15 protein-coding genes and 1 tRNA gene are annotated in these 22,544 nt (G+C 58.9%); 5 read left to right on the top strand and 11 right to left on the bottom strand.

Going from position 1 to position 22,544, the window contains the following annotated elements; genetic code table 11:
* Positions 1-168: 168 nt before the first annotated feature.
* Both HKD46_RS11035 and HKD46_RS11040 read right to left on the bottom strand, forming a co-directional pair.
* Entirely contained in the window at positions 169-1,854 is a 1,686-nt protein-coding gene (locus HKD46_RS11035) for an aspartate:alanine antiporter (RefSeq protein ID WP_029314601.1), read from the bottom strand.
* A 772-nt stretch (positions 1,855-2,626) separates the two neighbouring features.
* Positions 2,627-2,702: transfer RNA gene (locus HKD46_RS11040), tRNA-Asn, on the bottom strand.
* A gap of 132 nt (positions 2,703-2,834) precedes the next feature.
* Here HKD46_RS11040 and uvrB point away from each other — a divergent pair.
* From uvrB to HKD46_RS11055, 3 genes are all read left to right on the top strand, one after another.
* Positions 2,835-4,847 carry an excinuclease ABC subunit UvrB gene (gene uvrB, locus HKD46_RS11045; protein WP_052814371.1) on the top strand — a complete coding sequence of 671 codons (2,013 nt, stop codon included), beginning with the start codon at positions 2,835-2,837 and terminating at the stop codon, positions 4,845-4,847.
* A complete protein-coding gene (locus tag HKD46_RS11050; RefSeq protein WP_041215068.1) occupies positions 4,844-5,101 on the top strand; it encodes a DUF1232 domain-containing protein in 258 nt (85 codons plus the stop codon). The genes uvrB and HKD46_RS11050 overlap by 4 nt, the downstream gene beginning before the upstream one ends.
* A 147-nt stretch (positions 5,102-5,248) precedes the next feature.
* Positions 5,249-5,911: a DedA family protein gene (locus HKD46_RS11055; protein WP_010674909.1), complete on the top strand. Its 663-nt coding sequence runs from the start codon at positions 5,249-5,251 to the stop codon at positions 5,909-5,911.
* A gap of 246 nt (positions 5,912-6,157) precedes the next feature.
* On the opposite strand, the gene dsbB is transcribed toward HKD46_RS11055, so the two are convergent.
* Entirely contained in the window at positions 6,158-6,679 is a 522-nt protein-coding gene (gene dsbB, locus HKD46_RS11060) for a disulfide bond formation protein DsbB (protein ID WP_010674908.1), read from the bottom strand.
* Between the two features lie 86 nt (positions 6,680-6,765).
* A complete protein-coding gene (nhaB, locus tag HKD46_RS11065) occupies positions 6,766-8,340 on the bottom strand; it encodes a Na(+)/H(+) antiporter NhaB (protein WP_052814370.1) in 1,575 nt (524 codons plus the stop codon).
* A 333-nt stretch (positions 8,341-8,673) separates the two neighbouring features.
* Here nhaB and fadR point away from each other — a divergent pair, with 333 nt between their 5' ends.
* Positions 8,674-9,387 (top strand): fatty acid metabolism transcriptional regulator FadR, encoded by a 714-nt coding sequence (gene fadR, locus HKD46_RS11070; RefSeq protein ID WP_010674906.1) that lies wholly within the window; start codon positions 8,674-8,676, stop codon positions 9,385-9,387.
* 59 nt (positions 9,388-9,446) lie between these two features.
* Here fadR and HKD46_RS11075 read toward each other — a convergent pair whose 3' ends face one another.
* The 4 genes from HKD46_RS11075 to HKD46_RS11090 form a co-directional block, all read right to left on the bottom strand.
* Positions 9,447-10,967, bottom strand: a complete 1,521-nt coding sequence (locus HKD46_RS11075; protein ID WP_039040868.1) for a SpoVR family protein — start codon at positions 10,965-10,967, stop codon at positions 9,447-9,449.
* 10 nt (positions 10,968-10,977) lie between these two features.
* On the bottom strand, positions 10,978-12,249 hold the full coding sequence (locus HKD46_RS11080; RefSeq protein WP_010674904.1) for a YeaH/YhbH family protein: 1,272 nt from the start codon (positions 12,247-12,249) through the stop codon (positions 10,978-10,980).
* A gap of 24 nt (positions 12,250-12,273) precedes the next feature.
* Positions 12,274-14,196 carry a PrkA family serine protein kinase gene (locus HKD46_RS11085; RefSeq protein WP_010674903.1) on the bottom strand — a complete coding sequence of 641 codons (1,923 nt, stop codon included), beginning with the start codon at positions 14,194-14,196 and terminating at the stop codon, positions 12,274-12,276.
* A gap of 572 nt (positions 14,197-14,768) precedes the next feature.
* Positions 14,769-16,691 (bottom strand): ATP-dependent DNA helicase RecQ, encoded by a 1,923-nt coding sequence (locus HKD46_RS11090; protein ID WP_161469929.1) that lies wholly within the window; start codon positions 16,689-16,691, stop codon positions 14,769-14,771.
* Between the two features lie 332 nt (positions 16,692-17,023).
* Here HKD46_RS11090 and sstT point away from each other — a divergent pair, with 332 nt between their 5' ends.
* Positions 17,024-18,274, top strand: coding sequence for a serine/threonine transporter SstT (gene sstT, locus HKD46_RS11095; protein ID WP_161469930.1), 1,251 nt, complete (start codon positions 17,024-17,026; stop codon positions 18,272-18,274).
* Positions 18,275-19,008: 734 nt separating this feature from the next.
* Here sstT and HKD46_RS11100 read toward each other — a convergent pair.
* From HKD46_RS11100 to pabB, 3 genes are all read right to left on the bottom strand, one after another.
* Positions 19,009-20,307, bottom strand: a complete 1,299-nt coding sequence (locus HKD46_RS11100) for a serine/threonine transporter (protein ID WP_161469931.1) — start codon at positions 20,305-20,307, stop codon at positions 19,009-19,011.
* Between the two features lie 215 nt (positions 20,308-20,522).
* On the bottom strand, positions 20,523-21,089 hold the full coding sequence (locus HKD46_RS11105) for a CoA pyrophosphatase (protein WP_161469939.1): 567 nt from the start codon (positions 21,087-21,089) through the stop codon (positions 20,523-20,525).
* A 43-nt stretch (positions 21,090-21,132) separates the two neighbouring features.
* A complete protein-coding gene (gene pabB, locus HKD46_RS11110) occupies positions 21,133-22,503 on the bottom strand; it encodes an aminodeoxychorismate synthase component I (protein WP_161469932.1) in 1,371 nt (456 codons plus the stop codon).
* Between the last annotated feature and the right edge of the window lie 41 nt (positions 22,504-22,544).

The raw sequence follows: 22,544 nt of genomic DNA on the forward strand, positions 1-22,544 counted from the left end.
AGCAGTTCAAGTTACCCGCCCGCCGAGAACGAAGTTACCCAAGGTGCATCAAAGCCAAACCACAGAAGTATGCGACGAGAAAACCTAGTAAAAACAATGCCAGTCAGGCTTAACTGACTGGCATTACCCCGAGGCTCCTCTTTTTCTGCGTGTTGCGGGCCCGTTTGGCTAGAACCAGAAGCCGATGATGAAGGAGCCCGCCAGGGTCAGCATGACGTTGGCCACCGCATAGGTGCCGGCATAGCCGAGCGCCGGGATGGAGCTGTTGGCCGCTTCGTTCACCACGTCCATGGCCGGGGCGCAGGTACGTGCGCCCGTGATGGCGCCGAGCAGCAGGGCTGGGTTCATTTTGAGCACCCAGACACCGAACAGGTAGCCTACCAGCACCGGCAAGGTGGTCACCAGCATGCCGGAGAAGAGCACCACCATCCCCACTTCGCTCAGGTGATCAAGGATGCCGCCCCCCGCCTTGAGGCCGGTACTCACCATGAAGACAGCGAGCCCGAGATCCTTGGCAAGGCGCAGGGCCCCCGGCGGCACATAGCCCACCGTGGGGTGGTTGGCCCGCAGGTAGCCCATCAGGATCCCCGCCAGCAGCAGGCCGACGGCATTGCCGAGGCCGAACTCTATCTGGCCGAACACCAGGGAGACGGAGCCGATGAGCAGCCCCAGCACGAAGAAGGTGGCAAAGGCCACCAGATCCGTGGTCTGGCTGTGGATGCTGATGAAGCCGATCTTGTTGGCCAGCAGCTTGACCCGCTGCTTCTCGCCGCTGATCTGCAGCACGTCACCCTTTTGCAGCATGATATTGCGATCGAACGGCATCTCGATCTGGGAGCGCACCACCCGGTTCAGGAAGCACCCCTTCTCGGTGAGGTTGAGCTCCACCAGGTGGCGACCCACCACGGCATCGTTCTTCACCACGATCTCTTCGGTGACGATCTGGAGGTCAAGCAGGTTGCGATCGAACACCTCTTTGCCGTTGCGGTAGTTGACGTCGAGCTTCTCGTGGCTCTCGGGGTAGCCCACCAGAGCTATCTCGTCCCCTTCCTGAATGACGGCATCACCGTCGGGGCTCGCCAGGATGCCGTTGCGGCGAATGCGCTCCACATAGCAGCCGGTGTGGGGATAGATGCCGGTCTCCCGCAGGGTACGCCCCCCGATCCAGGCGGCGAGCTCTGGGCCGACCCGATAGGCGCGGATGATGGGCAGATAGGTCTTGCGGCTCTCGCTGTCGGACAGCCCCCGCTCGCGCGCAATCTTCTGCGCTTCGGTATTGAGATCCAGCCTGGCCAGGGAGGGGAGGTAGCGCACCACCAGCATCAGCCCCACCAGCCCCACCAGGTAGGTCAGGGCGTAGCCGATGCCCATGTTGTCCAGCACCGACTGCATGTCGGTCTGGTGGGGCAGGTTGAGCAATCCGCTTCGCAGGGCGTCCTGCGCCCCCACCAGGGCCGGCGTGGAGGTGAGGGAACCTGCCAGAATGCCGGCGGCCATGCCGGGCCCCAGATTAAAGAACTTGGCGAGCCCCACGGTCAGCAGCAGGGCCGACAGCAGGATCACCAGGGTCAGGGTGATGTAGTGGATGCCGTCGCGAAGGAAGACGCTGAAAAAGTGCGGCCCCGCTTCAATTCCCACACAGAAGATGAACAGCATGAAGCCGACGTTTTCAGTGGAGGTGGAAAACTGGAATCCCATCTGGCCAAACAGCAGGGCGGTGAAGAGCACGCCTATGGTGTTGCCTATCTGGAAGTTGCCGATGCGTACCTTGCCCAGCAGCAGCCCGAAGGCTAGTACCACGAACAGCAGCAGGGAGTCGCTTTGATGTAGCAGTGTCACGAAATCTATGGTCATGCCCGGAAAAACCGAGGATAAAAGTGAGGCCGATATTGTGCCGGATCCTGTATCAAGAAAGAAGCGCCAAAGCGGATTAACAGCCAGTTAAGTGCTGGTCTCTTCGATGAAGATAGGGATGCGAGGGGGGGGCTGGGGAAAACACCTCTATTTTACGCTGCAAGGCCCGCTGTCAATGAGTGAAATATGCTGTTGAGCAGAGAGGGGATGACGCTCCTGTGGACAATTTATTACCTGCTGCATGGGGAGCAAACGGGCATGTTTTTCAGCATTTTCCACTGAGGAAATTGAAGGGTAACAAAAGAGACTCATGACTCATCCGGCGAGGGCTGACCCGCAGGACGCGGCATAGCGAAAAAAAATCCCCCACAGGCAGCACCGCGAGTCGATTCATCCCATTTAGGGGGGAAGGGAAAAACAGCAGAAAATGGGGAAGAGCGGGGGCAGCCATCGCAAACCGGGGACAATGGCTGCCAGCCCAGATGAACCGTGGCTTTGGTCAAGTTACCCACAGAAACTGTGGATAACCCTGTTTATGAAACTTGGCGATCAGGCTGAAAGCCGCGCCAATACTGGGCTGCAAGGACTGTTCAAAAAATACCTGCAATAAATTGTTTCTATAAAAATCAAATAGTTATACGCAGCAGAACAAAACGCTGCTGGTCAGTAACGGGAGATCAAAAGGGAGTCAGGCCGCAGGGGAGGGCTTGTGCATTAAAATTGGAAGAGGAAAGCACTAAAGTGGATAACTTGCACCGAGATGGTGAGGAATTGGCTCCCCCGACTGGACTTGAACCAGTGACATACGGATTAACAGTCCGCCGTTCTACCGACTGAACTACGGGGGAACATCAGGCAAGGAGGTGCATCATACAGAGGTCGTATTTCAGGGTCAATAGCCATCAGGGAGGGTGAGCGGATACCCAGCTCCTTCAACTCGGGGTACACTGCTCCCTTGCCGTTTTTTGCCGGGAGTCGTCATGAGCAAGTTATTCCAGTTGGCCAGCCAGTTTCAACCCGCCGGGGATCAGCCGAGGGCCATCGCCCAGCTGCTCGATGGCATCGAGTCGGGACTGGCCCACCAGACCCTGCTCGGGGTGACCGGTTCGGGCAAGACCTTTACCATGGCCAACGTCATCGCGACTCTTAATCGTCCCACCATGATCCTGGCCCCCAACAAGACCCTGGCGGCCCAGCTCTATGGGGAGATGAAGGAGTTCTTCCCCGACAACGCGGTGGAGTATTTCGTCTCTTATTACGATTACTACCAGCCCGAAGCCTATGTGCCGACCACGGACACCTTCATCGAGAAGGATGCCTCCATCAACGATCACATCGAGCAGATGCGGCTGTCAGCCACCAAGGCGCTGCTGGAGCGGCGCGACGTGGTGATCGTCGCCTCGGTATCGGCCATCTATGGTCTGGGGGATCCCCAGGCCTACCTCAGCATGATGCTGCACCTCAAAGTGGGGGACGTGATCAATCAGCGGGATATCCTGCGCCGCCTCGCCGAACTGCAGTACACCCGCAACGACATGGCCTTCCAGCGCGGCACCTTCCGGGTGCGGGGGGAGGTGATCGACATCTACCCCGCCGAATCGGACAAGCTGGCCCTGCGGGTGGAGCTGTTTGATGAAGAGGTAGAACGCCTCTCCCTGTTCGATCCCTTGACCGGCGCCATCGAGCAGACGGTGGTGCGTTACACCATCTACCCCAAGACCCACTACGCCACCCCGCGGGAGACCATTCTGGGTGCCATCGAGCACATCAAGGAGGAGCTCAAGGGGCGGCGCGAGCAGCTGATGAACCTCAACAAGCTGGTGGAGGAGCAGCGCATCAGCCAACGCACCCAGTTCGACATGGAGATGATGCAGGAGCTGGGTTACTGCTCCGGTATAGAGAACTACAGCCGCTACCTCTCCGGCCGCGCACCGGGTGAGCCGCCGCCCACCCTGTTTGACTACCTGCCGGGGGACGGCCTGCTCATCATCGACGAATCCCACGTCACGGTGCCGCAGATCGGCGCCATGTTCAAAGGGGACAGATCCCGCAAGGAGACCCTGGTGGAGTACGGCTTCCGCCTTCCCTCGGCGCTGGACAACCGGCCCCTCAAGTTCGACGAGTTCGAGGCGCTGATGCCCCAGACGGTGTTCGTCTCGGCGACCCCCGGCCCCTACGAGCTGGAGAAGTCAGGCGGTGACGTGGTGCAGCAGGTGGTGCGTCCCACCGGCCTGCTCGATCCTGAGGTGGAAGTGCGGCCGGTCAGCACCCAGGTGGACGATCTGCTCTCCGAGATCCGCAAGCGGGTGGCGGTGGAGGAGCGGGTGCTGGTCACGACACTGACCAAGCGGATGGCGGAGGACTTGACCGAATACCTGGCGGATCACGAGGTACGGGTGCGCTATCTGCACTCGGATATTGATACCGTGGAGCGGGTGGAAATCATCCGCGACCTGCGCCTTGGCAAGTTCGACGTCTTGGTGGGCATCAACCTGCTGCGCGAAGGACTCGACATGCCGGAAGTCTCCCTGGTGGCCATTCTGGATGCGGATAAAGAGGGCTTCCTGCGTTCCACCCGCTCCCTCATCCAGACCATCGGCCGGGCAGCGCGCAACCTCAACGGCAAGGTGATCCTTTACGGGGATACCATCACCAACTCCATGAAGGTTGCGATCGAAGAGACCGAGCGGCGCCGCGCCCTGCAACACGCCCACAACCTGGAACACGGCATCGTGCCGAAGGGGCTCAACAAGGCCATCGGCGATGTGATGGACATGGGGGGCAGCCGCACGGCGGGCAAGGCGGGCAAGGGGAGTCGCAAGGCTGCCGAACCGCAAGGGGAGTACCATGCCCGCTCTGCCAGCGAGATCAGCAAGGAGATCAAGCGGATGGAAGAGCAGATGTTCCAGCATGCGCGGGATCTGGAGTTCGAACAGGCGGCGGCGCTGCGGGATCAGATCCAGCGGCTGCGCGGCGAGCTGATCGAGTCATGAGCACCAGACGCTGGCTCATCTGGCGGCGTTTGCGCCGCCTCTATCAAGGCTTTCGCCACCCAGGCACGCCCTGGTGGGCGAAGGGGCTGGTGATCCTTATTCTGCTCTATGGCATCAGCCCGGTGGACGTTGTCCCCGATGTGGTGCCTCTCCTTGGCTGGCTTGACGACGCTACCTTGTTGCTGCTCCTCTTGTGGGGCTGGGAGAAATGCTTGCCCGGCGAGGTGCTGGCCGCTCTGGACAAGGCCGAGTGAGCAGAAGCCTACGTTCAGGGAGAGGGGAAAAGAAGGGGGGACTGAATGACTCCCTTCATGGGATTCGAAAAAGGGGACCATGGGGAGATTGTGAGCCAGGTCTCATTGGCGTAGACTCCACGCCGTTCACTTCATGGGTACCAAAAAATGGATCTGATCCTCTTTGCCATCGACTTTATTCTGCACGTTGACGTGCATCTGAAAGAGCTGTTCGAGAACTATGGCGTCTGGGTATACGCCATCCTGTTTCTCATCATCTTCTGTGAAACCGGGCTGGTGGTGACTCCCTTCCTGCCGGGGGACTCCCTGTTGTTTGCTGCAGGTGCCCTCACCGTGGGCAGCGTGTTGGACGTGCACACCCTAGCCGCCGTGCTGATCATCGCCGCGGTGCTCGGCAACGTGGTGAACTACACCATAGGCCACTTCTTCGGTGAGCAGCTGTTTCGCAACCCCGATTCCAAAATCTTTCGCCGGGACTATCTGGTCAAGACCCATGCCTTCTATGCCAAGCATGGCGGCAAGACCATCATCATCACCCGCTTCCTGCCCATAGTGCGCACCTTCGCCCCCTTCGTGGCGGGCATGGGGGCCATGACCTATCCCCGCTTCCTGGCGTTCAACCTGGTGGGGGGGCTCTTGTGGGTGCTCTCCTTCGTCTATGCCGGCCACTTCTTTGGCAATCTGCCGGTAGTGCGCCACAACTTTACCCTGCTCATCTTCGGCATCATCGCGGTCTCCTTGTTGCCCATGGTGATCGGCATGGTGAAGGCCAGGAGAAGTGCCAGCAAGGCTACCTCCGAAGGCGCGTGACATCGCCGTGCACGACATGAAAGAAGGGAGCCGATGGCTCCCTTCTTGTTGGTAGGCCGAGTGGCAGGTCGCTGCTGCGCCCTTTGACCCGCTTGTGGCCTGTTACGATGATGCACACCCGCAGGCAGCCACTTCATTGGCAGAACAGGGAGAAGGAGATCCGGCCCTCTGGGCATGGGGTCGTGAGGCGATAAAGAGGAAATAAGAAGGGAGCCATGGGCTCCCTTCTTAGGGTCGAGTGACGAACTAGTTGCAGCAGCGCCCTTTTATCAGGTTGCCAGCAGCCACGATGACGAACACCAGCAGATAGGCGGCAAAGATGACCACGAGCCACTGCGGCATGGAGAAACCGAGGAACTGCCAGCTGATCTCGCTGCAGTCGCCGTCCGGGTAGAACATCCAGGGAACCCACTTATCCAGTGGTGCCCAGGCAGGGAAGTCAACAAATCCCTCGCATACGTTGAAGGGGGAGGGGTTCATCTGGTAATCCACATGCTTGAGCGCCAGTTTCAGGCCCCAGAAGGCGCTGTAACCCCACAGGAGCATGGCACTCCAGCGCAGGTACCAGCGCTCTGGCGCGACCATGCCGAGGAGGCCGGCCGTGAGTACGCCGAGGAGGGCGATACGTTCATAAATGCACATCACGCAAGGGTGCAAACCCAACACGTGCTGGAAGAAGAGGGCGCAGAGTTCCAGCGCGAAAGCGGAGGCTGCCAGCAATCCCCAGGCCAGACGATGACTGGCAATGCGGCGAAGATACTCGATCATATGATTGATCTCTCAGAGAAAAATAGTGGCTGAATTAGAGCAGAGCCCCATCTGAAAAGAAAGGGGCCGAACAGCCCCTTTCATGATCAGTGTGTGGACGGGGTGGGCAGTGGCAGTGCCCCATGATCCAGCAACCACCCTGCCTGATAGAACCATTCGGTTGCAGGACCGAGGAGCAGTTCCACGGAGAAAAAGCCGACAAGCCCCAGCACCAGGGTATAGGGCAGCGCCATCCAGACCATACGGCCATAAGAGAGGCGCAGCAGGGGAGCGAGGGCCGAGGTGAGCATGAACAGGAATGCGGCCTGGCCATTGGGGGTGGCGACCGACGGCAGGTTGGTGCCCGTGTTGATGGCCACGGCCAGCAGATCAAAATGCTCCCGGTTGATGGCGCCGTTGATCAGGGCGGTCTTCACCTCGTTGATGTAGACGGTGCCGACGAAGACGTTGTCACTGACCATGGAGAGCAGACCGTTTGCTAGGTAGAAGAGGGCAAGCTGATCCTCCGGCTTGGCCGCCAGTACCCACTGGATCACCGGCTTGAACAGCTGTTGATCGATGATGACCGCCACCACGCTGAAAAAGACGGTGAGCAGGGCGGTGAATGGCAAAGCCTCCTGGAATGCCTTGCCAAGCGCGTGTTCTTCAGTCACGCCGGTGAACGCCGTCGCGAGCACGATGACCGTCAGGCCGATCAGCCCAACTGCAGCCAGATGGAGGGCAAGACCCGTGATAAGCCAGGTGGCAATCAGCGCCTGGACGATCAGCTTGGCCTTGTCCTGCGGGGTACGTTGTGCGTCTTCGTCGCGCTCGTAGGATTCCATGATGTGACGCACGGGCTCGGGCAAGCGGGCGCCATAACCGAACCAGCGGAATTTTTCGACCAGGATGCAGGTCAGCAGGCCGCAGATGAAGACCGGAATGGTGACTGGTGCCATGCGAATGGCAAATTCACCGAAGTGCCACCCGGCCTGTTCACCGATGATGAGGTTCTGGGGTTCGCCGACCAGGGTGCAGACGCCCCCCAGGGCGGTACCGATGGCGGCGTGCATCATCAGGCTGCGCAGGAAAGCACGAAACTCGTTCAGATGCTGGCGGGAGAGCTCGTCAATCTCTTCGTCATCATGATGCAGATTGCCGGACTCATCCCGGGAGGCCACCTTGTGGTAGATGGCGTAGAAGCCGGTGGCGACGCTGATGACCACGGCGATCACGGTCAGGGCATCAAGGAACGCGGAGAGGAAGGCAGACACCAGGCAGAAGGCGAGAGAAAGCAACGTTTTGGAGTGGATGCGCACCAGCATCTTGGTAAAGACGTAGAGCAGCAACTGCTTCATGAAGTAGATGCCGGCCACCATGAAGACCAGCAGCAGAAGCACTTCGATATTGGCCACCAGCTCATGCTTTATCTGGTTGGCGGAGGTCATGCCGATGAGCACGGCTTCGATGGCCAGGAGTCCGCCCGGTTGCAGCGGATAGCACTTGAGGGCCATGGCCAGGGTGAAAATGAACTCGACAACCAGCAGCCAGCCGGCCAGGAAGGGATCAACGTAGAAAATGACCGGGTTGATCAGCAGGAATAGAACGATGGCAATTTTGTACCATCGCGGAGCATTGCCCAAAAAGTTCTTTGTAAACGCGCGCCCTAGGCTGATTGGCATAATGATGGTTCTCTGTTCTGTTGTTGATATCTGCGTCTATGCAGTCGAGCCCGACCCGAGCCGAACATCCGGATATTCACCTGTATCAGATTGATTGCACATGATTTTAATCAAGGGAGCGATAACTATAAATAAGCTCGCCGAACTTGCCCAGCGAGCAAACGCTTATATCCCCATCATTTGGTGTTGGTTGACTCCCCACTTGTTGCTGTATACATATTTTTAACAAAAAGATCGGGGTAATGTGAGCAGAGGACCGACCTTCTGCTTGCCAGCATGACCGGCTTTGCTATTATTCGGGGGCCTTTTTACGCACTACAACAGAGTCATTACATGGTCATTAAAGCGCAAAGCCCTGCCGGGTTTGCCGAGGAATACATCATCGAGTCCATCTGGAACAATCGCTTTCCTCCTGGATCCATTCTGCCGGCGGAGCGCGAGCTGTCCGAATTGATCGGCGTGACTCGCACTACCTTGCGTGAAGTGTTGCAGCGCCTTGCCCGTGATGGCTGGCTCACCATCCAGCATGGCAAACCGACCAAGGTCAACAATTTCTGGGAAACCTCCGGTCTCAACATTCTGGAGACACTGGCACGTCTCGATCAGGACAAGGTGCCGGATCTGGTGGCACAGCTGCTCTCCGCCCGGACCAACATCTGCACCATCTTCATCCGTGGCGCCATTCGCAACAACCCGGAACAGGCCGCCGAGATCTTGCGGGGTGCCGATGATGTGGAGAACACGGCCGAGGCCTATGCGGACTTCGACTACCGTTTGCATCACCAGCTTTCATTTGCCTCGGGCAACCCCATCTATGCCTTGATTCTCAACGGTTTCAAGGGCTTGTACAGCCGGGTTGGCCGCTACTACTTCTCGGACAAACAGGCGCGGGAAACCGCAGATGCCTACTACAAGACGCTGCGCAAGCTGGCCGAAACCAAGGATCACGAAGCCGTGTTCATGACTGTACGCCAGTACGGCATCGAGTCTGGCAAGCTTTGGACCCGTCTGCGTCAGGACATGCCAAGCAACCTGTGTGACAACTGATTGCCCTGATCCAAGAAAAACGCGCCTGATGGCGCGTTTTTTTATGCCCGGCACTGACGTCAGGTCATGCTCTTGCGGTCCGGACAACGGCCGATGATATCTGCGGATAGCTCGCCATTGTCCTGCTCCAGCACCACATCGAAGCCCCACAGCTGATGCAGATGCTTGAGCACCTCGTGGCGTGACTCGCCAAGGGGGATGCGGTTGTGGGGAACATAGCGCAGGGTCAGGGAGCGATCGCCTTTCACTGCCACGTTGTAGACCTGAATGTTGGGCTCCAGGTTGCTCAGGTTGTATTGAGCGGACAGGGTGCTACGCACCAGCCGGTAGCCCTCTTCATTGTGAATGGCGGACACCTTGAGGTAGTTCTTCAGATCGTCGTCATCGATGGCAAAGAGCTTCATGTCGCGCATCACCTTGGGACTGAGGAACTGGCTGATGAAGCTTTCGTCCTTGAAGTTCTGCATGGCGAAATGCAATGTCTCGACCCAGTTGGTGCCAGCGTAATCGGGGAACCAGTATCTGTCCTCCTCGGTCGGGTGTTCGCAGATGCGACGCAGGTCCGTGAACATGGCAAAGCCAAGGGCGTAGGGGTTGATCCCCGAGTAATACCGGCTGTTGTAGGGGGGCTGATAGACCACGTTGGTGTGGCTGTGCAGCACCTCCAGCATGAAGCGATCGCTGATTTTTCCCTCGTCATAGAGGTGGTTGAGAATGGTGTAGTGCCAGAAGGTGGCCCAGCCCTCGTTCATCACCTGCGTCTGCTTCTGCGGGTAGAAGTACTGACTGATCTTGCGCACGATACGTACCACCTCGCGCTGCCAGGGCTCGAGCAGGGGGGCATTCTTTTCGATGAAATAGAGGATGTTCTCCTGAGGCTCGGCAGGATAGCGCCTGTCTTCCACCCCGGCAATCTTGTGCTGCTTGGGCAGGGTACGCCACAGCTCATTGACCTGGGTTTGCAGATAATCTTCCCGCGCCTTCTGGCGTCGCTTCTCCTCGGCCAGAGAAATCTTCTGGGGCCGCTTGTAACGATCCACCCCGAAGTTCATCAGGGCATGGCAGGAGTCGAGCAGTTTCTCCACCGCATCGATGCCGTGTTTTTCCTCGCACTCGGTGATGTAGTTCTTGGCAAACAACAGGTAGTCGATGATGGAGGAGGCATCGGTCCAGGCCTTGAACAGATAGTTGTTCTTGAAGAAGGAGTTGTGACCATAGCAGGCGTGGGCCATGACCAGCGCCTGCATCGGCATGGTGTTCTCTTCCATCAGATAGGCGATGCAGGGGTCCGAGTTGATGACGATCTCGTAGGCCAGTCCCATTTGGCCGCGCTTGTAGTTGCGTTCGGTGTGGATAAAGCGCTTGCCGAATGACCAGTGTTGATAACCGATGGGCATGCCGACACTGGAGTAGGCATCCATCATCTGCTCTGCAGTGATCACCTCGATCTGGTTGGGATAGGTGTCGAGCCGATAGAATTTGGCGACCCGGGCTATCTCCTGGTGATAAAGCTCCAGCAGATCGAAGTTCCAGTCAGGACCATCGTCCAGCGGCGCTATCTTTCTTGCGGTTTCTACCATATGTGATCCCTCAAGCCGCTTGCTTCTTGAACAATTCCCGGAACACCGGATAAATGTCCTCGACCTTGCGAATGTGCTCCATGGCGAAGTGGGCGTATTGCTCTGCCACCGCCTCATATTCGTGCCACAGGGTCTGGTGGGCGCGGGTAGTGATCTCGATGTAGGAGTAGTAACGCACCCGCGGCATGATGTCGCGCATCAGGATCTCCCTGCACTGGGGTGAGTCATCGGCCCAGTTGTCACCATCAGAGGCCTGCGCCGCATAGATGTTCCACTGGTTGGCGGGATAACGTTCGTTGATGATGTCGTTCATCATCTTGAGCGCACTGGAGACGATGGTGCCGCCGGTCTCCTGGGAGTAGAAGAACTCGTGCTCGTCCACCTCCTTGGCCTGGGTGTGGTGGCGGATGTAGACCACCTCGACATTCTTGTAAGTCCGGCTCAGGAATAGATAAAGCAGGATATAGAAACGCTTGGCCATCTCCTTGGTAGCCTGATCCATGGAACCGGAGACGTCCATCAGGCAGAACATCACCGCCTGGCTCGAGGGGACGGGCCGTTTGACAAAGTTGTTGAATTTGAGGTCGAAGGTGTCGATAAAGGGGACCGCATCGATCCGTCGTTTCAGCTCCCTGATCTCTTTTTCAAGTTGCGCCATTTCGGCGAAATGGTCGTTGGGCTCGCAAGCCAGCTGGGCCAGGCGCTCCTCCAGTTCACGCAACTGACGTTTCTTGCCTGCCTGCAGCGCCATGCGCCGCGCCAGCGAATTTTGCAGGGAGCGCACCACGTTGATGTTGGCAGGCACCCCGTTGGAGGTGTAGCCGGCCCGGTAGGTCTTCATCTCCATCAGCTGGTTGAGCTGGGTCTTTTGCAGCCGCGGCAGTTCCAGATCCTCGAACAACAAGTCCAGATACTCGTCCTTGGAGATCTGGAAGACGAAATCATCGACGCCCTCTCCTTGATCCGAGGCCTGGCCCTCGCCACTCCCCTGGCCGCCGCCACCCCCTTTGGGCCGGTCAATCTTGTCACCGGAGACAAACTGGTCGTTGCCCGGATGCACCATCTCCCGTTTACCGCCATGACCCTGATGAAAATGGGGTTCCCCGATGTCCTTGGTCGGGATGCTGATGCTCTCGCCCTTGTCCACGTCCTGAATGCTGCGCTTGGAGACAGCATCCGAGACCGCTTGTTTTATCTGCTTCTTGTAGCGGCGGATGAAGCGCTGCCGATTGACAGCGCTTTTGTTTTTGCCGTTGAGCCTGCGGTCGATAAAATGCGCCATAACTCCCCCTTGAACACGGCAGGGTCAGGATGACTTGCGTACCCTGAGATACCACTCGGAGAGCAGCCGCACCTGTTTGCGTGTGTAGCCTTTCTCCATCATCCGTTCGACAAAGTTATCGTGCTTCTTCTGCTCCTCAGCCGAGGTTTTGCTGTTGAAGGAGATAACCGGCAGCAGCTCTTCCGTGTTGGAGAACATCTTCTTCTCGATCACGGTGCGCAGCTTCTCGTAACTGGTCCAGTTGGGGTTACGGCCTGCATTGTTGGCCCGGGCACGCAGCACGAAGTTGACGATTTCGTTGCGGAAATCTTTCGGGTTGCTGATCCCGGCAGGTTTTTCAATTTTCTCCAGCTCGCTGTTGAGAGACGCTCTGTCAAACAGCTGGCCGGTTTCTGGGTCACGATACTCCTGATCCTGGATCCAGAAGTCGGCGTAGGTGACGTAGCGATCGAAGATGTTCTGACCGTACTCTGAATACGACTCGAGGTAGGCGGTCTGGATCTCCTTGCCGATGAACTCGACGTAGCGCGGAGTCAGGTAACCCTTGATGAACTCCAGATAGCGATCGTGCAGCTCTTGCGGGAACTGCTCGCGCTCTATCTGCTGCTCCAGCACATAGAAGAGGTGCACCGGGTTGGCTGCCACTTCCGCGTGGTCGAAGTTGAAGACACGGGAGAGGATCTTGAACGCGAAACGGGTGGAGAGGCCGTTCATGCCCTCGTCAACCCCCGCATAATCCCGGTACTCCTGATAGCTTTTCGCCTTGGGATCCGTGTCCTTGAGACTCTCGCCGTCATAGACTCGCATCTTGGAGTAGAGGCTGGAGTTTTCCGGCTCTTTGAGTCGCGACAGCACCGAGAACTGGCCCAGCAGCTCCAGAGTACCCGGTGCGCATTTGGCCTCGGTCAGCTCGCTGTTGAACAGCAGTTTTTCGTAGATCTTCACCTCTTCCGACACCCGCAGGCAGTAGGGCACCTTGACGATGTAAACCCGGTCGAGGAAGGCCTCGTTGTTCTTGTTGTTGCGGAACTGCTGCCACTCGGATTCGTTGGAGTGGGCCAGCAGGATGCCGTCGAAGGGGAGGGCGGAGAGTCCCTCGGTACCGTTGTAGTTCCCCTCTTGTGTCGCCGTCAGCAGCGGGTGCAGCACCTTGATGGGGGCCTTGAACATCTCGACGAACTCCATCATCCCCTGGTTTGCCTTGCACAGCGCACCGGAGTAGGAGTAAGCATCGGCATCATCCTGGGCGAAGTGTTCCAGCATGCGGATATCGACCTTGCCGACCAGGGAGGAGATGTCCTGGTTGTTGTCGTCCCCCGGTTCGGTCTTGGCGATGGCGATCTGATCGAGGATGGAGGGGTTCACCTTTTCCACCTTGAACTTGGTGATGTCGCCACCAAACTCGTGAAGGCGCTTGGCGACCCAGGGAGACATGATGGGACGCAGATAACGGCGAGGGATGCCGTACTCCTTCTCGAGGATTTCGCCATCTTCGTCGATGTCAAACAGGCAGAAGGGGTGATCGTTCACCGGTGAGCCCTTGATGCGATAGATGGGCACTTTTTGCATCAGGGATTTGAGTTTCTCTGCCAGCGAGGATTTACCGCCGCCAACCGGTCCGAGCAGATAGAGGATCTGTTTCTTCTCTTCCAGACCCTGAGCGGAATGTTTGAGATAGGAGACAATCTGTTCGATGGCTTCTTCCATGCCATAGAAGTCTTTGAAAGCGGGATAACGCGCGACGACGCGGTTGGAAAAGAGACGGCTGAGACGTGGATTGGTCGAGGTGTCGATCATTTCCGGCTCGCCGATGGCGGTCAGCAGACGTTCGGCGGCAGAGGCGTAGCAGGATTTGTCCTGTTTGCACATATCCAGAAACTCCTGGATGCTGTACTCCTCCTCTCTGGCCTTCTCATACCGCTGTTGATAGTGCTCGAAGATGCCCATAACTTAGCCCTCGTTATAGTCGCTTGCCCTGAAAAAGAGTGGATCACTACTTTTGTTCTGTTTACCTCTTAAGCCTAGTCAACAGCCCCCAGTAATCCATCGCCATCATTGGTTTAAGTTTGTGCGGGAGCTTCCCGATCCTCATGCGGGAAGAAGCAGTAAGTGACATACCTATGTTACTGACTGTTAAATTATTTTTGCCACGACAGTGATGCAAATGTCAAAGACATAAAAAATAAATCTTTGTGTGCCAGAGGGAGAAAATGGTGACGCTCTGTTTTGTCAGGGGGCGGTGCCAGCAAGGGCAAGGGCGGCAGGGAATAGAGGGTGAAAAAACATGTCGCTTACGTCAACGTAATGCTATTTGTTTGGTGTTTTTGCTCTAATTTTTACATTGACGCTACATTCTGACTGCTCTAGATTGGCCCTGTGTCGAGCAGTCATCGCTTTAGCAAGAGAGTGGGTGATTGTGCAGATACTAAGCTCTGTTTAAGCACGTTTCCGTTGGCTTGACCCTCGCATCCGCGAGGGTCTTATTTTTTCAGCGCCTGAACGGCGCCAAACCTGCAAGCTCAGGATTCGGCGGGATAGAGGGCTGACACCGCCGCCAGCACCTCGGCGAAGGGATGGTTCGCCAACTGGCCAAAACCGGCCAGATCCCTGGCCTTGAGACGGGTGGTCAGCGGGGTGGCGATGCCACACAGGAAACGGGTCAGGATCCTGGGATGGCGCTGATGGCAGAGGGCGATCAGCGGGTCGCACCAGGTGCGCAGACCGTGCTCGTTGGGCAAGCCCGGTGATGGTAACGGCGGCAACACGGCGATCTCTCCCCGGCAGACGGAACAGTGCCCGCACCGCTCGGGGGCCGCGTCGTCGGCAAAATAGCGGGCAAGCTCATGGCTGAGGCAGGTGGTCGAGGTGAAAAAGGCCAGCAGCGCCTGAAGGCGGGCCAGTTCGCTCTGCTCTTTCTTTTCAAACAATCCATGCAGCTCTTCGGCCAGGGTCGCGGTATCGATTTGCTGGCTCAGCACCCGATAGACCTCGGTCATCTGCTTGCTTTCAAGCTCGATCCAACCCTGCTGCTGCAGGTAGTCCAGCGCCGCCGCGGCGCGCTGGCGTTCTCCCTGATATCCCTGCCACAGCGCTTCGAAGTCCATGGTGCACCAGGTGCGCGCCTGGGGGGCGCAGGCAAAGACCTGCTCCAGGAACTGGCGGCGTTCGGAATTGAAACGAGCGAGGATCGCCTGTTTTTCCAGTACGAACCTGAAACGGTACTCGGCAAAGTAGCTGTAGGCCGGTGCAATGACCCCCGCCATCTCCAGATAGACCAGCAGGGTCTTGAGGGGCAGTTGGCGAATGTTGGTCTCGTTGGAGAGGCGCAGCAGGCTGAATTCCCACTCGGCGCCGCTCTGGCGCACGATATCGAGTAAGTGCGCGATGGCGTCCCTGTCCGGTGTATCCCCATAGACGAAGTTTTCCAGTACCGGCAACTGGGCGCGGCTCGCCAGCACGGTGCAGCGGGAGGGAAGCCCGTCACGTCCGGCGCGGCCTATCTCCTGGCTGTAGTTCTCGATGGACTTGGGCAGGTCGTAGTGAATGACCCGGCGAATGTCGGCCTTGTCGATGCCCATGCCAAAGGCGATGGTGGCCACGATGCAGTCGAGTCTGCCAGCCATGAAGTCGCGCTGGATCTGGCTGCGCAGGGCGGGATCGAGCCCCGCATGGTAGGCGCATGCCCGGATGCCGCTGGCCTGTAGCTGCGCGGCGCACTGTTCTGCGCTGTGTTGCAGAGTCACGTAGACGATGGTGGGGGCGACCGGATCCCGGTGCAGCTCCTCGCGCAGCCAGGTATCGCGGGCACTGCCGGCCAGCGGGAGGACGGCCAGCTCCAGATTGGGTCTGTAGAAACCGGTGACCACCAGATCGTCCCGGTCGATGGCAAATTTTGCCTGCATGTCCGCCATGACGGCCGGGGTGGCGGTGGCGGTCAGCAACAGCACCTGGGGAATGGCCAGTTCACGGCGATGATCCGGCAGCTTAAGGTAGTCGGGGCGAAAGTTGTGGCCCCACTCCGAGATGCAGTGGGCCTCGTCCACTACCAGCAGTGACAGGGGGATGTGGGCGATGAAGCGGCGAAAGCGCTCATTTTTGAGGCGCTCCACCGAGATCATCAGGATCTTGAGCTGGCCATCGCTGGCCTGCTGCATCACGCGCCGGCTCTCTTCCGCTGTCTGGCTGGAATCCAGAGTGGCGGCGGCGATCCCCTTGCTGCGCAAAAAGGCGAGCTGATCGTGCATCAGGGCCAGCAGGGGAGAGATGACCAGGGTCAGGTGGGGCAGTGCGAGGGCGGGCAATTGATAACAGAGGGATTTCCCCGCGCCAGTCGGGAAGATGGCTGCGGCGCTCTTGCCGGCCAGCAGACGACTGATCACTGCTTCCTGCCCGGGCCGCAAGCGATCAAAGCCGAAGTGTCGGGTCAATAAAGAGGTGATCATGGCAAGGCTCCCTGAAAAAGGGCGTCATCATATCACTTCTGGCCCAGTGGTGGCCGATGATCGGGCTGGTTTGGTGACATTTTGACCGTGGTTGATATTGTGTTATCACATTGTTGTAGATTTTTTGTGAGGTAACCCTGATATTTTTCAGTGATTATGTGGAAAAAAACCATGGCAGATGGGATATTCCTGTCCGCAACCCCACGCGAACGGGACAGATCCACCAGAAGAGCTGCCCACGGCGTCACCGTCAACGGACCGGTGCCAATGCGCGGGGCTGGTTGCCAACAGGACTAATGATTCACGCACCATGAGTGCACAGGGACTACTTGATGACACAACAACACCCCCTCATTCGACTGGTCAACAGCACCAGTCTGGTTAGCCAGATCCTGGTCGGTCTGGTATTCGGTATCCTTCTTGCGATGTTCATGCCCGAGTGGGCCAAGGCGGCGGGTCTGCTCGGCAGCCTGTTCGTCGGCGCCCTGAAGGCCGTGGCGCCGCTGCTGGTCTTCGTGCTGGTGATGTCGGCGATCATCGGCCACAAGCAGGGCCAGAAGACCAACATGAAGCCGATCCTGCTGCTCTATGTGCTGGGTACCTTCCTGGCGGCTGCCGTGGCAGTGGTGGCGAGCTTCCTCTTCCCCTCCAACCTGCATCTGGTGGCAGGCGCTACCGAGATCACGCCGCCGGGGGGCATCACGGAAGTGTTGCAGACCCTGCTGTTCAACGTGGTGACCAACCCGGTGAAAGCACTGCTGGAAGCCAACTATATCGGCATCCTGGCCTGGGCCATCGGCCTTGGTATCGCCATGCGTCACGCCAATGAGAGCACCAAATCACTGATTTCCGATGTGTCTCACGGGGTTTCCGCCATCGTCAAGGCCGTGATCCGTTGCGCTCCGCTCGGCATCCTGGGTCTGGTTGCCTCCACCCTGGCTGAAACCGGCTTCGATGCGCTGTTTGGCTATGCCCAGCTGCTGGTGGTACTGATCGGCTGCATGCTGTTCATCGCCTTCGTGGTCAATCCGCTCATCGTCTTCTGGAAGATCAAGCGCAACCCCTATCCCCTGGTGCTGACCTGCCTGAAAGAGAGCGGTGTGACCGCCTTCTTCACCCGCAGCTCCGCCGCCAACATTCCGGTCAACATAGCTCTGGCCGAGAGGCTGCGCCTGCCGGAAGACACCTATGCGGTCTCCATCCCGCTGGGGGCCACCATCAACATGGCCGGCGCCGCCATCACCATTACCGTGCTCTCCATGGCGGCGGTGCATACCCTGGGGATGGAAGTGGACATGGCGACCGCCATTCTGCTCTCCGTCGTCGCCACCATCAGTGCCTGTGGCGCTTCCGGTGTGGCGGGCGGCTCCCTGCTGCTGATCCCGCTGGCGTGCAGCCTGTTCGGTATCAGCAACGACATCGCCATGCAGGTGGTGGCCGTTGGCTTCATCATCGGGGTGTTGCAGGATTCCGCCGAAACGGCCCTCAACAGCTCCACCGACGTGCTGTTCACTGCGGCGGCCTGCATGGCCGAGGATGAGAGCCTGCTGGATGCCGCCCCGGTCCCCAGCCGCGAAGCCTGATCCCCTCAGACGTTCCGCTCTGCACAGGCGCCCTCTTCGGAGGGCGCTTTTTATTTGCGCGCGCGTCAGGCGCCCTGCACCTTCTCGCCGTGTCATGGCACTGACAGTGCTCGGATCCCCCTGTGTGATTTCCCGGGAGGGGCCCGTTGGCCGCCTTACGTGTTCTCGCCACCGCCAACAAGCCATTCCCTGTACCCGCGTGCCCGGCACTGCATTAGGCAGGGCATATCGGGCTGTTTGTGCTGTCAGCATGGCGGCCTGTGGCATCCCCTCTGGTGACCGAAGGGGTCATCTGCTCTTCGGACGCTGTACGGGAAGCCCGGTCAAGGCCCTCTCGGCGGTTTGCCTGCGCCCTGTGGCCGGTACTTTCCCTGAGTGCCTCGAAGAAAGGCTCCATTGGGTGGGGGTGTCGGCTCTCTGGGCTAAACCCCGAAGAGCGGGCGTTCCTGGCAAGGACAAGGGCTCTGGTGTTCTGCCTGGCAAGGCCGATGGCGTGCGGCAGATGACGGGATAACGCAGCACGCCTTGGTCGTGTGCCATGGGGAAAGGAATATGAGCGGCAAGCTGTCACCAAGGGGAAAGAGAGTGGGTGAAAGGGCTGTCTCTGATCTGAGGACTCTGATCATCTGAGCTCAGTGCCTGATGATCATAACGAACACAGCCCGGCAGAGAAGATCTGCCGGGCTGTGGGAGGCGTCGGGCCAGATGCTGGTCCGACGGTATCGCAGGAAGGCTTAGCCGACCAGTTGATAGAGGATGGCGGAGATGGCGATGAGGCCCATGGTCGCCACGAAGATGTTGCTGATCTGGCCCTGGTATTTCGCCATGGCCGGAACGCGCTTGATGGCGTACATGGGCATGAGGAACAGGATGGTGGCGATGATGGGGCCACCCAGGGATTCGATCATCCCGAGGATGGAGGGGTTGATCACGGCCACGCCCCACAGGGTCAGGATGAAGAAGGCGATGATGAACAGCTCCACCTTCTTGTGGTTCGGTGCCTTGCCGGAGTTGCGCATGTTCTGGACGATCATCCCTTTCAGACCTTCACGGGCACCCAGATAGTGGCCGAAGAAGGAGGAGACGATGGCCACGAAGGCAACCAGCGGACCGAAGTAGGAGATGATGGGGCTCGCATGCTGGTTGGCCAGGTAGGAGAGCACGGCGATGTTCTGGGACTTGGCTTCTGCCAGCTGGGCCGGCGTCAGGCTCATCACGCAGGAGAAGACGAAGAACATCACGAAGCCCAGCAGAATGATGGCGGTGCGTTTGAGGATGGCGTCGGACTTGGCGACGGCATGCTCACCGTGATCACGGCGCTGAGCCAGGGCGAAGCTGGAGATGGCCGGGCTGTGGTTGAAGGAGAAGACCAGCACCGGGATGGTCAGCCACAGGGTGGTGGCGAAATCCTTGGTGCTCGGCATTTCATTCAGGGCCGCACCGGTCCAGTCCGGGATCAGGTACAGGGAGATGCCCGCCAGAATGGCGATGAGCGGATAGACCAGGAACTCGGTCACTTTCAGCATCAGCTTCTCGCCAGCCAGCATCACGGACATCATGGCCATGATGAGCACGATGGAGAGGATCCAGCGCGGGGGCGGCGTCATCTGCAACTGGTTTACGAGGAAGCTTTCCACCGTGTTGGTGATGCCCACGCCGTAGATCAGCACGATGGGGTAGATGGCGAAGAAATAGAGCAGGGTGATCAATTTACCGGCACCCACGCCGAAGTGCTCTTCCACCACCTGGGTGATGTCGGCATTGGGCTGCTTGGAGGAGAGCACGAAGCGCGCCAGACCACGGTGGGCCAGGTAGGTCATGGGGCCGACCAGCAGCGCCATCACCACCAGCGGCCAGAAGCCACCCATGCCAGCGTTGATGGGCAGGAACAGGATGCCTGCACCGACGGCGGTACCGAACAGGCTGATCACCCAGGTGGTGTCTTGTTTACTCCAACCGCGAGATTGGACCGAGCTGATTCCTTGCTCCTGTGCGGCTGCAACATCCTGTGCGCCAGTGACAGTATTGGACATGTGTCTCACCCCGAATGTGTGGTTTTAATTAGTCGGCGCAAGAATACTTTCTTTTTAATCAAAAATGTTGATCAAATTCACCTTTGTGCGGCTGAAACCCGTACTTTCTTGTAGAAATGTGATCAAAAGAATAAAAAATCAAAATTTATTTATCAAATGCAGTGTTATTTGAATGTTAACTGGATAATTTCCCACCTTATCATGTTGTCGAAATGTTATTTCGAGATGTGCTGGGCAAGCTGGCGTATCATGCTGGCAGTGGCTCCCCAGATGAAAGATTGCTCCCAAGGGATCCAATAGATGGTGTGACGTCCGTCCGCCCTTGGCAGGCTCAGGGCTATGTGCTGCCCCGGATCCAGCACGTGGGCGAGGGGGACTTCGAAGGCCTGGGCCACCTCGTCCTGGCTCAGGGTCAGCCCGTAGCCTGGGTCGAGCATGGCGAGGACCGGCAGCACATCGTAGCGCGAGACGGTATTGAGAGGGGTGAGGCTGCCGATGATCCTGATCTGGGAGGGGGGAATGCCAAGCTCCTCCTCGGTTTCCCTGAGCGCGGTGTGAATGAGGTCCCGGTCTTCCGGGTCCTGACGCCCGCCGGGAAAGCTGATCTGCCCCGGGTGGTGGCGCAGGGCGGCGCTGCGGCGCGTCAGCAGCAGGTGCAGGCCCTCGGGGCGCTCCACCAGGGGGATCAACACGGCGGCAGGTTTGAGCCCGGCCAGTGCCAGGCGATGGGCGGGGGCGGGGCGCTGCAGCAAAAAGCGGGTCAGCAGCTCGGCACTCGTCATCTCCATGGGTCTCCTTGTGTCGGCCCCGCAGGGCCGGATGGGATCAAAGGGCATCGAGCAGTGGCAGGATGCGGGCCACCTTGTCGTAGGTTTCCTGATATTCGGCGTCGGGATCGGAGTCGGCGATGATGCCGCCCCCCGCCCAGCAGTGCAGCTGACCGGCTTCGGCGATCAGGGTACGGATGCAGATGCTGGTATCCATCCTTCCGTGCTGACTCAGATAACCGATGCTGCCGCAGTAGGCATTGCGCCGCACCGGCTCCAGCTCCTCGATGATCTCCATCGCCCGGATCTTGGGAGCCCCTGTGATGGAGCCGCCGGGGAAGCAGGCCCGCAGCAGATCCACTTCTTGCCAGCGCGCATCCAGCTCTCCGTGAATGGTAGAGACCAGGTGATGCACCGCCGGGAAGGATTCCACGGCAAAGAGATGCGGCACAGTGACCGATCCCGGCCGGCTCACCCGGCCGATGTCGTTGCGCAGCAGATCGACGATCATCAGGTTCTCCGATCTGTCCTTGTCGGCGTTGGCGAGTGACTCGGCCACCCTGGCATCCTGGGCGGGATCCGGGTGGCGAGGCCGGGTGCCCTTGATGGGCTTGGTCTCGATATGGCGCTTGTCGAGCAGCAGGAAACGCTCCGGGGAGAGGCTCAGAATGGCGCTTTGCGGCAGGCGGACAAAGGCGGAGAACGGCGCCTTGTTGGCGGCGCTCAGGGCGAGATAGGCGGACCATTCATCCCCCTGATAAGGGGCGCTGAAGCGCTGGGTCAGGTTGATCTGGTAACAATCCCCCGCCGCCAGATAGGCCTGGATACGGGCAAACTTGTCTCCGTATTCGGCCCGCGTCATGTTGCTCTGCCAGGGGCCGGTCAGGCGAAGGGGGAGGGGGGGTCGTTCGCGCTGCGCCATCAGCCAGTCGAGCCTGCGGGCGAGGCCGGCTTCATCACCCCAGTGGGCCAGTTGCCAGTGTCCCGTCGCGACATTTCGCAGCAGCGCCCAGTCGTAGATCCCGACCGCCATGTCGGGCACCTGGATGTCCTGTTGCGCCACTGCGGGCAGACGCTCGAATCGTCGGCCCAGATCGTAGCCAAAGAGTCCCAGGGCTCCCCCGATGAACGGCAATCCCGAGTCATCCTCAACGCGCTCCCCAAGCAGGGCTTGCTGGGTCTTGGCGAGCAGGGCGAGGGGATCGCCGTCATGATGGTGCTGGTGGTTATCCTGGGTGAGGCAGGTGCTGGTACCCCGGGTTTCCAGGGTGGCAAGCGGATCGGCGCTGATGATGTCAAAACCGTTGTCAGCCCCCAGGGGGCCGGCGGATTCCAGCAGGATGGCCCAGGGTTGGTGTTGCAGGCAGGCAAACCAGGTGTGGAGCGAGGCCTGCGGGTCGAAATGGTGGATATGCAGTCTTGGTTTCATTTTTTGTTACATAGGCAACAGTTTGCGCCCGGCTCCCTAGC

Source organism: Aeromonas sp. TW 6 (assembly GCF_013168745.1).
GTDB classification, from domain to species: Bacteria; Pseudomonadota; Gammaproteobacteria; order Enterobacterales; family Aeromonadaceae; genus Aeromonas; species Aeromonas caviae.